Genomic DNA, 13,495 nt, shown 5'->3' with positions numbered 1-13,495 from the left:
GCAACGGAGAACTTGAAGTTTTTATCATACTTGTCGCCCATCATACGATGAGTTTGCCCAACTGCCAATTGCGATAAGTTTGGCTGAGTTGAATCTCGCTTAGCGGGCAATTTTTTTGCTACAATAGTTGCAATTTTTTATTCACTTTTAACCTGTTCTTACTATGACTGATTCAGCGCAAAATATTGCTACAACCTACGATCCTACCGAGATCGAGAAAAAATGGTACAAGACTTGGGAAGAAAACGGCTACTTTAAGCCGTCTGAAAAAGGCGAATCATTCTGTATCATGATTCCGCCGCCAAACGTCACAGGTAGCTTGCACATGGGTCATGGTTTTAACAACGCCATTATGGATGCCCTCACGCGCTTTAACCGTATGTCGGGTAAAAATACTTTATGGCAACCGGGTACAGACCACGCGGGTATTGCCACACAAATGGTAGTAGAGCGTCAATTGGGCGCGCAAAATATCAGCCGCCATGACTTAGGTCGTGAAAAATTCATCGAAAAAGTCTGGGAATGGAAAGCACAATCTGGCGGTAACATTACCCGTCAAATCCGCCGTTTAGGTTCTTCGGTAGATTGGTCACGTGAACGCTTCACTATGGACGAAGGCTTATCGAATGCGGTGAAAGAAGTTTTCGTGAAATTACACGAAGAAGGTTTAATTTACCGCGGCAAACGCCTTGTAAACTGGGATCCAAAATTACAAACTGCCCTTTCTGACTTAGAAGTTGAGTCGGATAAAGAAGAACAAGGTTCATTGTGGCACTTCAAATATTTCTTTGAAGATAAATCACTACGCACTCACGATGGTAAAGATCACATTGTAGTGGCAACCACTCGTCCTGAAACATTGCTGGGTGATACTGCGGTTGCGGTTGCCCTTGATGATGAGCGTTACTCGCACCTTGTTGGTCAAAACATCATCCTCCCAATTACAGGTCGTGCCGTTCCAATCGTAAAAGATGAGTATGTCGATAAAGAATTCGGTACAGGTTGTGTAAAAATTACCCCTGCACACGACTTCAATGACTATGAAGTGGGTAAACGCTGCGAATTGCCAATCATCAATATCTTCAACAAAAATGCTGAAGTATTGGCTGAGTTTGAATATATTGCGAAAGCAGGCGAACAAATTTCTAAAACCATTCCTGCACCTGCAGACTACATTGGTTTAGAGCGTTTTGAAGCACGTAAAAAATTAGTTGAACAAGCGAAAAGCGAAGGTTGGTTAGATCAAATCCAACCGTACACCTTGAAACCACCTCGCGGTGACCGTTCGGGCGTAATTGTTGAGCCATTATTGACTGACCAATGGTATGTGAAAATTGCACCGTTAGCGCAACCTGCAATTGAAGCGGTGCAAGATGGTCGCATCAAGTTCGTGCCTGAGCAATACAGCAATATGTATATGGCGTGGATGAACAACATTCAAGACTGGTGTATCTCGCGTCAATTGTGGTGGGGTCACCGTATTCCTGCTTGGTACGATGCTGAAGGCAATGTTTATGTAGGTCGTAACGAAGAAGAAGTTCGTACGAAAAATAATATCCCTGCCGATGTTCAATTAAACCAAGACGAAGACGTACTGGATACATGGTTCTCCTCTGCACTTTGGACATTCTCGACCTTAGGTTGGACGGGTGATGCCAAGAAAGATGCAGAAAACTACTTCTTAAATACCTTCCACTCCACTGATGTATTGGTGACAGGTTTTGACATCATCTTCTTCTGGGTGGCGCGTATGATCATGATGACCATGCACTTCATGAAGAATGAAGATGGCACGCCACAAGTACCGTTCAAAACAGTTTACGTTCACGGTTTGGTACGTGACAGCGAAGGTCAAAAAATGTCGAAGTCTAAGGGCAACGTGCTTGACCCATTAGACTTGATTGACGGTGTAGATCTTGAAACTTTAGTACAGAAACGTACGACGGGTTTGATGAACCCGAAACAAGCAGCGAAAATTGAAAAATCGACCCGCAAAGAATTCCCAGAAGGGATTCAGGCTTATGGCACAGACGCGGTTCGTTTTACCTTCTGCGCATTGGCAAATACAGGTCGTGACATCAAGTTTGATATGAAACGTGTGGAAGGTTATCGTAACTTTGCCAACAAAATTTGGAATGCTACCCGTTTTGTATTGATGAATGTTGAAGGTCAAACGGTTGGTCAAGAGGCACGTCAAGACCTTTGGGAATTGCCTGAACAGTGGATTGTGAGCCGTTTACAAAAGGCAGAGCAAGCTGTTCATCAAGCGTTTGCAACTTACCGTTTAGACTTGGCTGCGCAAGCGATTTATGACTTTATTTGGAATGAATACTGCGACTGGTATGTAGAGCTAACCAAACCTGTTCTGAATGATGAGTCTGTTTCTGAAGAACGCAAAGCCGAAGTTCGTCGTGTATTGCTTGCGGTGATGGAAGCTTCTTTACGTCTTGCTCATCCAATCATGCCGTACTTAACTGAAGAAATTTGGCAAACCCTTGCGCCAATGATTGGCTTGGGTGGCGAAACCATTATGTTGGCAAACTACCCTGTTGCAGATGAAGCCAAAATCAACGAACAAGCCGAAGCAGATATGCAATGGCTACAAGGTTTGATTGGTGCGGTGCGTAACATTCGTGGTGAAATGGGTCTAGGTAATGCACGTTTATTGCCTGTACTTTTACAGAACACGACTGAAGCAGAAAAAGCACAAATTTCTCGTATTGAACCGTTGTTTAAAGCATTGGCGAAAGTTGAAAGCATTACCTTCTTGGCAGATGGTGAACAACCACCATTGTCTTCTTCTTCTGTAGTCGGTCACGTGTCTGTATTCGTTCCAATGAAGGGTTTGATTGACCCGAAAGCAGAATTGGGTCGTCTACAAAAAGACTTAGACAAGGTTCAAAAGCAGCATGACCAAATTGCAACTAAACTTGCAAATGAAGGTTTTGTGGCGAAAGCCCCTGCGGCTGTGGTTGAAGGCGAGAAAGTGAAACTTGCTGAATTTGCAGATCAGTTAGCGAAAATTAAAGCGAATATGGAGCAGATTGCAGCGCTTTAATGTGTTGTTAGCTTGATCTAATTTGTGTATAAAGGGCTGATTATTCAGCCCTTTGTTTTTCAATATGAGCCAAGATGACATCAATAAATATAAAATTCTATTTGAAGTTTCCAAGCATGAATATCAACTAGAGATCGATAGAAGTAAATCACTGGATGATAAAGCAATTAAATATTCAACAATGGTTGGTATTGTGATAGTTGCCTACTCAGCAGCACTAACCAAGTTAGAAACTTTTACTGCTTATGCTTGCACTTCATTAACTAAATGGATTTTATATATTTTATGTGTAATCTTGTTTATAGCAATTCTAAGCTGTTGGTATAAAATTGCAAAAGTACTTAGTCTTTCTGCACTAGAAAAAGTTCCGTTGGATGACACCAATTTAATTAACACTTTTATGGATAATGACGAAAGAACATGCCTGTGGTATATGGGAGAAATTTATCAGGATTTAATTTCTCGAAATGCCCAAATGCTTGAAGACAAAGTTATTGCTTTAGAAAAAGCTTATTCAGAGATTAATTGTGCAGCAGCTATTTTTAGCATATTATGTCTATATCTATTAATTTTATGGTTAACGGGAGAATGCAATGTCCAGACATACACAGAACTCTCAAAACTCTACATCAAGAAATAATCAAAATACTTTAACAACCCTAACAGCTTCTAGCCGTCCTAGACCTACATGGGTTAAAGATTCTGTTAATTTACCGTCAAATTACAGAGTAACTACGGAAAGTGCTGATCCCCGTGTAGATTTTGAATCAAGCAATCGTCGATAATTTTCAAAATACCTCTTTAATAAAAGAGGTATTTTTCAATTCAGAACACACCTGCCACAAATCCTCCAACACCACATCCACCCTTCCCAACACATCAGAATTCCAATACTGCACGACAGTTAAGCCCAAAGTCTCTAAAAACTGAGTGCGCTCGACATCATAAGCCTGACCATTTTCCGTATTGTGCTGACCGCCATTCAACTCAATGACCAAGCCAATCTCATGACAGTAAAAATCTACAATATACGGTTCAATCATCTACGGACGTCTAAATTTGAGCACCATAAAGCGTTTGCACTAAGTAGTTGCCACAGCAAATTTTCAGCATCCGTAGCAGCATGACGCATAGATTTGGCAAATTGTAATAGTTGTGAATTCATCTTCTGATTCATTATTTTTGTATTTATAGTTTTTAGGCAATATAACAAATTTCTATGTTTCTAAACCACTAAAATAATTGCAGTTCTTTACTCAAAACCACTATTTTACCCACTCAATTTAAGCATAGTATCAAGCATCAAAATAACAAAATAGACAATCTATGGATTGGTTCACCATCTTCATTCACGACACCACATGGACATTTGTTGCAGAATTAATGATTCGTGCTGCACTCATGTTTGGCATGATTATTCTATTTTTACGCCTCACAGGAAAACGCGGAGTACGCCAGCTTTCTATTTTTGAATTGGCCATTATTTTATCGCTCGGTTCTATTGCGGGCGACCCTATGTTCACTGAAGATTTACCCTTGGTACATGCCTTGGTGGTGATGACAGTGGTGATTGGGATGTATCGCCTGACCACATGGCTCATGATGAAATACCAACCCTTTGAAGATTTGATTGAAGGTAAATCGCTATATATTGTAGAAGATGGTGAATTGGTCTTAGAAAAAATTAAGTACGGTAAAATGTCGCATGATGAATTCTTTGCCGAAATGCGCCAACAAGGCGTGGAGCATTTAGGGCAAGTACGTGTTGGCTTACTAGAAAGTGATGGAAAATTCAGCATGTTGTTTTTTCATGGCGGTGCCACACGCTATGGTTTACCCTTATTCCCTAAAGCTTACCAACCCGTGAACCGCACAACTCCAAACACGTATTATGCCTGCATGTATTGTGGGCATGTCCGTTTACTTGAACACGCCAATGAAGTCTGTCCGCGTTGTAATCACCAACAATGGACACTGGCAATCAATACTGCATATCGCAGCTAGAATATGTTGATTTTAGCTGCAACACACCTCTATGCGACTTAAATTGTCGCAGGATTGTCATAATTTAACGTTATACTGCCTGCGCTGCCGAAGAGAAGCACTGAAAGCGCAAATAATAATTTTTGAAAATACAAAAACGAGGTCGGTATTGGCTTTAATGTGGATACCTTTTATACTCCAGCGACTCTTTAAAGGTCGCTTTTATTTTTTCCACGCAATGACTTTTTAACGTGGTTTAGGTCTGTCATCCTGTCTTGATGATCTACCTTGTTATTCAAGTGCTGATGATTGAACGCTTTTCGCAAGCTTTGCCCATTTCCAGATCAGTACAAAGCATAGAATCGCAACAATACAAATCAACAGTAAATAATTCGCGTAGCCTAAAGCATCGCCTAAGATTCCACTCAGGGTATAAAGTACCCCGCTCACAGTCGCCATAATCGCAACCTGAAATGTAAAATCAGTCCCTGCATATTGTTTACGACTGTACTGCATAATCAAGGTTAGCATCACTACAAGTAACATGGCAGAGCAAAAATCTTCCGCAGCATTAATGCTATAAATCAGCCAGTGTGCCACATCAACTTGCTGTTCATACAATTCAGCCAAATAAGCATAGGCCACTAAACTCAAAATTTTAAGCACAGAAAAAATGATGAGGGCATGCGCTCTAGACCACCATTTCAGCATCAACCCTGCGATGCCTGCACCCAACAAAGCGGCCATTGCTCCCAACATGGTCACATAAATGCCAATTTGAGAAAAGCTTAAGCCTAAATCTACCATTAAAGGTTTTAATAAAGGGCCAGCCAAACCATCGGCAATTTTAAAGCTGAGTAACACCCATAGCCATGCGTACAGTACAGGCGTTTCCACAAAATAGCGCAGATATTCACGAATCGCAGCAAGACGTGCGTGAAATGACATTTTACTTTGAGCTTGAACAAGCACTTGTTTAGCAGCATGTTGTGGCTCTTTAAACATTAAAATTGGCAAGGTATTTAAAAACACCAATCCCGCTAAAATTAAGAAAGTTTTTTGCCAATCTAGCCAATCCAATGCCCACAGAATTGCACCACCACCCACAATAAAGCCCAGTCGTGAACCAACCACCTGAAAGGTATTACCCCAATGTTGCTGTTTGGCTTGTAAAATATTGACCGCCAAACCATCGGTGGCAATATCTTGGGTTGCACCGACCAAGTTCATACCGAGCAAAGCCACAAAAAACACCCACAAATATATAGGATGATTTAAGGACTCAATCGGTAAAAAGGACAGCCCAATCAGCACCAAAACACTCAGCCACTGGCACGGCAAAATCCAGCTACGATAATGCCCAAAATATGAATGTCCAAAGCGATCCACCAAAGGTGCCCAAAACACTTTGATTGACCATGGCAGCATTAACAAACCGAAACCGCCAATATGTGCCAAAGACACACCTTGCGCACGTAAAATCACAGGCAAGGCATGGGTCATAAAACCAACAGGCAAGCCCTGCGCCCAATACAGAGAAAATAACAACAAATAAGTTTGGCGCAAATTGGGCATAGCATCTCAATTTAGATATGGGCAAAAGATCAAAAAAACGCAGTACTACACTAAAATTTTGAATAATGGATTGTTATTTTTCATCACTTTCACATTCAGATTTCGACTATTTTGCCAATGAATCAGACAAAGCGAAAGTCTAATATCTTGAATAGATTTAGATTCATGCGTCATGATATTGGGTATTTATTGTTGTTAATCACGCACGTCAGGATGACATCGCATTCATGAAAATCACCAATCCTTTTGCACGCAGTGCACGGCAATTTCCACAGTTACCCGACCAAGTTCCACAACGTGGAACAGCCAGCAGTCGTGCTTTATTTAAAAATATTTTTTTGGCGCAAGGCTGGCAAATGGTGGGCGAATTTCCCAACTTGCCCAAAGCAGTTGCTATTATCTCACCGCATACGTCAAATATTGATGCGTGGCATGGTTTTACCGCCCTACTCGGTTTAGGTATTCAAATTACTATTTTTGGTAAGCATACTTTATTTGAAACCCCACTCAAGCCACTTTTAAACTGGATTGGGGTAATTCCTGTGGTGCGCCATTCTCCTCAAGGACATACCCAAGATATTATTGAGATTGTACGAAAAAAAGAAAAAATCTGGATTGGTATGGCGCCCGAAGGCACACGTAAACAAGCCGAAAATATCCGCAGTGGCTTTTACCATATTGCCTACGGCGCCAATATCCCAATTGTGATGTTCTCTTTTGATTATGCACACAAAACCATTCATATTTTGGGCGTGTTTCATCCTACGGGCGATTATGCTCAAGATTTAGATGCAATTTATACGCAATATCACGGCAAGTTTTCGGCTAAAAATCCACATTGGTTGGCAAAACCGTTACAAAAGCTTTTGAAAAAGGGCTAGTCAAAGTTTCTATTTTTTGTTCAGATGGGCGCAATATTCTTTGATCTAAATTTAGATTTGATATGCAACTGATTCGTTATTCTTTAGTGGGCGTACTAGCTCTAACTTTGGCTGGCTGCGACAAAACAACAAAAACACCGCCAAGCACCACACCTATCCAAGCACGTGAACCTGTAATTGCACTGGCGCTGGGTGGCGGTGGTGCTAAAGGTTTTGCACATATTGGCGTCATTAAAGTTTTAGAGTCTCACGGGATTAAACCAAAAATTGTCACAGGCACCAGTGCAGGCAGCTTTGTCGGCAGTTTATACGCCAGTGGTAAAAGTCCTTATCAGCTCCAACATATTGCCCTAACCTTTAAAGAATCCGACATTCGTGATTTAACCTTAAACCGTCAGGGTTTTATTGCAGGTCAAAAGTTACAAGACTTTGTCAATCAACACGTAGCCAATAAACCGATTGAAAAATTTCCAATTCGTTTTGCTGCCGTTGCCACACGTTTAGATAATGGACGTAAAGCCGACTTTATTAAAGGCAATGCTGGTCAAGCCGTACGTGCCTCTTGCAGTATTCCGAATGTTTTTGTACCTGCCACCATTGGCGGAACACAATATGTGGATGGCGGCTTGGTCAGCCCAATTCCCGTACAGACGGCTAAAGCGATGGGTGCCGACTTAGTCATTGCAGTGGATATTTCTGCACGTCCGACAGGCAATCAACCTGTCAGCATGTGGGGCTTACTCGATCAAACTTTAAATATTATGGGACAGCAAAGTATCAATCAGGAATTGGCGCAGGCCAATATTGTGATTCAACCTAAAGTTGGACATATTGGTACTCTAGATTTAAAAGCCAGTAACCAAACCATTTTAGAAGGTGAAAAAGCCGCACAATTACAGGTCAAAGCAATTCTGCAAGCCATCAATAACTTTAAAAAATCACCTGCCGCGCTGAAACCTGCACCGCGTCCGAAATTTTAGGATTCAGTGATTTTTTTAATATTCATAAACTTATTGATCTGTTAAAGTGATGAGAGCGCATCTTTTTAAGTCGATGCGTTTCTCTAAGCAATTAGAATTAACCAATCGTAAAAAATACGCGAGTAGATGTATGGAATTCGTTCTTGAACCTTGGCACTGGTTTGTACTAGGCGTTCTGTTAATGCTTTCAGAACTGGTCTTGCCTGCGTTTGCCGCTTTATGGTTTGGCATTGGGGCAGTCATGGTCGGTATTTTATACTGGATGTTCCCCATGATGGGTACCACTACCCAATTGGTGATGTGGATTATCTTGTCGGTACTGTGTACCTTGGCGTGGTTTAAATTTATCAAACCCTTATCTACCGATAAAACCAAAGCAGGCTTGTCACGCGAAGCCACTATTGGACAAATTGGCATGGTTATTCAAACCAACTTGGAACATGATCAAATTAAAGTCCGTTTCCCGATGCCCGTACTTGGTTCAGACGAATGGAACTGCCGCACCACAAGCCCTGTGCAAGTGGGAGATCGTATTCGCGTGATTGATATTTTGGGTAATGATTTGGTGGTGCAGCCGCATCACAGCGCACATGACAACGAAAAAGTGAGAAATTAAAATGTCTGGTGGATCTATTATTGTTTTAGCGATTTTAGCCTTTGTTGGAATTACCATTTTTAAAGGCGTGCGAATTGTTCCGCAAGGTTATAAGTGGATTGTGCAACGTCTGGGTAAATACCACACCACGCTTGCACCGGGACTTAACTTCGTCATTCCTTATGTCGATGAAGTGGCCTATAAAGTCACCACCAAAGATATTGTATTAGATATTCCATCTCAGGAAGTTATTACCCGTGACAACGCAGTTCTACTCATGAATGCGGTTGCGTACATAAACCTCACGACTCCTGAAAAAGCAGTGTATGGCATTGAAAACTATACTTGGGCGATTCAAAACCTTGTTCAAACCTCATTGCGCTCTATTGTGGGTGAAATGGATTTGGATGATGCCTTGTCTTCACGTGATCACATCAAAGCCAAACTCAAAGCAGCCATTTCTGATGATATTTCAGACTGGGGAATTACCCTTAAAACTGTAGAAATTCAGGATATTAAACCATCGCATACCATGCAGGCAGCTATGGAAGAACAAGCTGCAGCAGAACGTCAGCGTCGTGCTACCGTAACCAAAGCCGATGGTGAAAAACAAGCGGCTATTTTAGAAGCCGATGGTCGTTTGGAAGCTTCACGTCGTGATGCAGAAGCGCAAGTTGTATTGGCAGAATCTTCTCAACGTGCTATTGAAATGGTTAGCTCTGCGGTGGGTGATAAAGAAATTCCTGTGGCGTACTTATTGGGTGAGCAATATGTAAAAGCCATGCAAGATATGGCGAAATCCAACAATGCCAAAACTGTGGTCTTACCTGCAGATGTCCTGAATACCATTCGTGGTGTTATGGGTCGCAATAATCCATAAGCAAATCAGATAAACATCAAGATGATAGGCAGCTTTCAAGCTGCCTATTTTATGCCCATTCAGAAAAAAATCTGAAATATTTTTTAATGTATGGTTAAATTTCGCGTTTCTTGATGAAATCAGCACCGCAGATGAGATGTCTGCACTCACAAAATTGAGTGACTCACGTCTAGCAGCAGTCTGTATTTTAATCGACTGTCCAAAACCCAAATGGATACTGTATGAGCGCACTCAACCCCACCATTATTACTTTCCTGTTTTATATTGTCGCCATGATTGTCATTGGTTTATTGGCTTATCGCGCGACTCGAAATTTCTCGGACTACATTTTAGGTGGTCGTCGTCTTGGCAGTTTTGTCACTGCACTTTCTGCAGGCGCATCCGATATGAGTGGCTGGTTGCTGATGGGCTTACCCGGTGCCATTTATCTTTCAGGTTTGTCTGAAATGTGGATTGCCGTTGGTCTGATTATTGGCGCATGGCTAAACTGGCTTTTGGTGGCAGGTCGTTTACGAGTACACACCGAAGTACAGCACAATGCACTGACTTTGCCTGATTATTTTTCTAACCGTTTTAATGATCAAAGAAAAATTTTAAGGATTGTATCTGCCTGCGTAATTCTAATTTTCTTTGCGATTTATTGTGCTTCGGGCATGGTTGCAGGTGCGCGCTTATTTGAAAGTATGTTTGATCTGCCTTATAGCACTGCATTGTGGATTAGTGCTATTGCCACCATCAGCTATGTGTTTATTGGTGGTTTCTTGGCAGTCAGCTGGACGGACACCATTCAGGCTGGCTTGATGATTTTTGCGCTCTTGCTGACCCCTATCATTACCCTACTCAGCTTTTCTGACCTAAGCCAAGTCACACTTGCTTTAGAAGCGGCTCGTCCGCAGGCGCTGAATTTAGTCGGAGATTTAAGCTGGGTCGCGATCATTTCCCTCATGGCATGGGGCTTAGGCTATTTTGGACAGCCACATATTTTAGTGCGTTTTATGGCAGTTGATTCAGTCAAGTCTATTCCGAATGCACGTCGTATTGGCATGACATGGATGACCTTATGTTTAGGCGGTGCGGTGGCTGCGGGCTTTTTTGGTATCGCCTACTTCCAACAACATCCTGAACTGGCAGGTGTGGTCAATGCCAACCCTGAAACAGTATTTATGGAACTTACCAAAATTCTGTTTAACCCGTGGGTAGCAGGTGTGGTACTGGCGGCAATTTTAGCTGCTGTGATGAGTACCCTAAGCTGTCAACTTTTGGTCTGCTCAAGTACTTTAACTGAAGATTTTTACAAATCTTTCTTACGCAAAAATGCTTCACAAAATGAATTGGTCTGGGTCGGACGTGGCATGGTTCTCATGATTGCACTGCTTGCTATTTGTATGGCGGGTAATCCTGAATCGAAAGTCTTGGGATTGGTTTCTTATGCTTGGGCAGGCTTCGGTGCAGCATTTGGCCCACTGATTATTCTGTCTTTATTCTGGAAACGCATGACTTTAAACGGTGCATTGGCGGGGATGGTTGTCGGCGCACTTATGGTTATTCTCTGGAAAAACCTTTGGGCAGATACGGGTATTTATGAAATTATTCCAGGCTTTGTGTGTTCTTGGATTGCGATTGTCGTGGTGAGTTTATTGGGTAAAGCGCCAAGTCATGAAGTGACAGACCGTTTTGAACAGGCCGATCAGCAATATAAAGAATCGCACTAAGCTGTAGATTGATCTGCATAGAGATAAAAAAGCAATTAAAAAAACCAGTGCCTTGAATTGCACTGGTTTTTTTATGTCTAAAATTAGTTTTGGTGCACTCAATTCAAGTCAATGAATCGGTGGTTTTTTCTTTCTCTGCTGCGGCTTTTTTTCTTGCCTTACTAAACCGTTTGGCAGGCCAAACCATCATAAAACGTGCACCGCCCAAGTTCGGACTCTGATCGACTTCAACCTTCCCACCAAACCAATAAGCAATGCGGCTCACAATAGGTAATCCTAAACCGTAACCACCTGAAGCGCGGGTACGGCTGTCATCCAAACGGGCAAAGACTTCAAATACACGTGCACGGTCTTGTTCAGGAATCCCTGGCCCATCATCTTCCACACAAACATAGGCCATGCCTTGCTCGTTAATGCCGCCACTGATCAAAATTTTATGCTCACAGTAACGGACTGCATTGCCCACCAAATTCTGTACCACACGGTGCAGGTAACGGCGTTCAGCTTCCACTTCCAACGTTACAGGTGGTGCAAGCAACTGAATATCTTTTTGAGTTTTCAGCGCTTCGGTTTCCGTAACCACCTGCTCTAGCACTTCAACCAAAACAATTTTTTCAATCTCTAAAGATGGCATGCCCTGTTCAAGCTTGGCATAGGTCAGGATCTCATCAATCAAGGTGTTTAAAGCCTCGATATCTTTATCAATCATTTCGACTTGCTGTAAGCGGTATTCATAATCATCTTCTTCTGCCAGCATTTCCATACCAAAACGGATACGTGCCACAGGCGTGCGCAGCTCATGCGAAACAGCACGCATCAGTTCACGCTGCGCCTCAATCAAACGCTGAATATGGTCGGACATGCTGTTATAGCTCGATGCTAAACTTGCCATTTCATCTGTGCCATCTACAGGCAAACGCATGTTTAAATCGCCCGATTTGGTACGGTCTAAGGCATAGTTCACTTGGCGAATTTTACGCTGCATAGGCAAGATCAGACCGTAAACCCCTAAACTCAACATAAACATACTGAGCAAGGTAATGCCTGCTGCCAACTGGAATGGCATCCAGTCAAATAACGGTACAGGCCCTAAAACCAAAACTTCTGAGGGGGAGTTTGGCATCGGTGACACAATCGAGATGGTTGTACCACGCATGCTGACACTGTCTTTATACAGCAGCACGCTCTGGTCCTGACGCAAACGGCTAATCTGCTCAGGGTCGAGGTTAATGTCTCGGATATCGGCAATTTCAATGGGATAATAGAAGTGCTTTTTAATTTTTTCCAGATATTCGCGCTCTTGACCTGGATAAAAGCTCAGGTAGTCCAGCACAAAAATCGGCAGCGCTCTCATCTGCCGCTCCCTAATTTTATGCACCTTAATGTAGAGAAAATGCTTGGGATCATCTTTCATGCCCAAAATAATATAGGCAATCATATTTTCGGCATTAAAGCGCACAGCGGCTTTACGTTCTTTAATCCGTCGAAGCTCTGTGCGCGACAAATCTACTTTGTCTGCCTGCACATAATACATGGGCAATTCTAGCAAATCCGATGCATCAGAAATCCAGTCTTTCTTTTGCTGTTCGTTTTGTTGTCGTGCAATCCCTTCACTAATAATATAAGCCATACCATCAGTTAAAGACTCACGATATTCTTGCGCACGCTGATAGTTGATGATTTGCACCAATAAGTAAGCCAAAATGGCAACTACCGCAACTAAGATCACCAATCCTGCATAGATGCGCAAGAATATACTGTGTTTAAGCACAAAACCCGTCCTATGTGACTTATTTTATATTTGAGTCGGTATTAAACTCAGAAAAAAGCG

The 13,495-nt window shown here is 42.2% G+C and carries 10 protein-coding genes and 1 pseudogene; 8 read left to right on the top strand and 3 right to left on the bottom strand.

Annotated elements, in window-relative coordinates:
• The first annotated feature begins 163 nt into the window (after positions 1–163).
• Both FTU66_RS00305 and FTU66_RS00300 read left to right on the top strand, forming a co-directional pair.
• Positions 164–3,058 carry a valine--tRNA ligase gene (locus tag FTU66_RS00305; RefSeq protein WP_180112141.1) on the top strand — a complete coding sequence of 965 codons (2,895 nt, stop codon included), beginning with the start codon at positions 164–166 and terminating at the stop codon, positions 3,056–3,058.
• Between the two features lie 64 nt (positions 3,059–3,122).
• On the top strand, positions 3,123–3,698 hold the full coding sequence (locus FTU66_RS00300; RefSeq protein WP_136144609.1) for a hypothetical protein: 576 nt from the start codon (positions 3,123–3,125) through the stop codon (positions 3,696–3,698).
• A gap of 148 nt (positions 3,699–3,846) precedes the next feature.
• Here FTU66_RS00300 and FTU66_RS00295 read toward each other — a convergent pair.
• Positions 3,847–4,235, bottom strand: a pseudogene (locus FTU66_RS00295) (endonuclease domain-containing protein).
• Between the two features lie 149 nt (positions 4,236–4,384).
• Between FTU66_RS00295 and FTU66_RS00290 the strand changes: the two are divergent.
• On the top strand, positions 4,385–5,062 hold the full coding sequence (locus FTU66_RS00290) for a YetF domain-containing protein (protein ID WP_131260696.1): 678 nt from the start codon (positions 4,385–4,387) through the stop codon (positions 5,060–5,062).
• Positions 5,063–5,332: 270 nt separating this feature from the next.
• Here the strand turns inward: FTU66_RS00290 and FTU66_RS00285 are convergent, their stop codons facing one another.
• Positions 5,333–6,616 carry an MFS transporter gene (locus tag FTU66_RS00285; protein ID WP_179996290.1) on the bottom strand — a complete coding sequence of 428 codons (1,284 nt, stop codon included), beginning with the start codon at positions 6,614–6,616 and terminating at the stop codon, positions 5,333–5,335.
• 227 nt (positions 6,617–6,843) lie between these two features.
• Between FTU66_RS00285 and FTU66_RS00280 the strand changes: the two genes are divergently transcribed.
• The 5 genes from FTU66_RS00280 (at position 6,844) to putP (ending at position 11,664) form a co-directional block, all read left to right on the top strand.
• Positions 6,844–7,497, top strand: coding sequence for a 1-acyl-sn-glycerol-3-phosphate acyltransferase (locus FTU66_RS00280; RefSeq protein ID WP_004972299.1), 654 nt, complete (start codon positions 6,844–6,846; stop codon positions 7,495–7,497).
• 62 nt (positions 7,498–7,559) lie between these two features.
• Positions 7,560–8,477 carry a patatin-like phospholipase family protein gene (locus FTU66_RS00275; protein WP_096902052.1) on the top strand — a complete coding sequence of 306 codons (918 nt, stop codon included), beginning with the start codon at positions 7,560–7,562 and terminating at the stop codon, positions 8,475–8,477.
• 130 nt (positions 8,478–8,607) lie between these two features.
• Positions 8,608–9,093: an NfeD family protein gene (locus tag FTU66_RS00270; RefSeq protein WP_096902094.1), complete on the top strand. Its 486-nt coding sequence runs from the start codon at positions 8,608–8,610 to the stop codon at positions 9,091–9,093.
• A 1-nt stretch (position 9,094) separates the two neighbouring features.
• On the top strand, positions 9,095–9,952 hold the full coding sequence (locus FTU66_RS00265; RefSeq protein ID WP_004972306.1) for an SPFH domain-containing protein: 858 nt from the start codon (positions 9,095–9,097) through the stop codon (positions 9,950–9,952).
• A gap of 221 nt (positions 9,953–10,173) precedes the next feature.
• Positions 10,174–11,664, top strand: a complete 1,491-nt coding sequence (gene putP / locus FTU66_RS00260; RefSeq protein WP_180112140.1) for a sodium/proline symporter PutP — start codon at positions 10,174–10,176, stop codon at positions 11,662–11,664.
• Positions 11,665–11,767: 103 nt separating this feature from the next.
• Here putP and bfmS read toward each other — a convergent pair whose 3' ends face one another.
• Complete coding sequence (gene bfmS, locus FTU66_RS00255) at positions 11,768–13,435, bottom strand: sensor histidine kinase BfmS (protein ID WP_373684812.1); 1,668 nt, start codon at positions 13,433–13,435, stop codon at positions 11,768–11,770.
• Positions 13,436–13,495 lie beyond the last annotated feature (60 nt).

It is taken from the genome of Acinetobacter sp. YH12131, from assembly GCF_013418635.1.
In the GTDB taxonomy this organism is placed as follows: Bacteria; Pseudomonadota; Gammaproteobacteria; order Pseudomonadales; family Moraxellaceae; genus Acinetobacter; species Acinetobacter towneri.
Note: the sequence above shows the minus strand (reverse complement) of the source record. Positions and strands in the feature narration are given on the sequence as shown.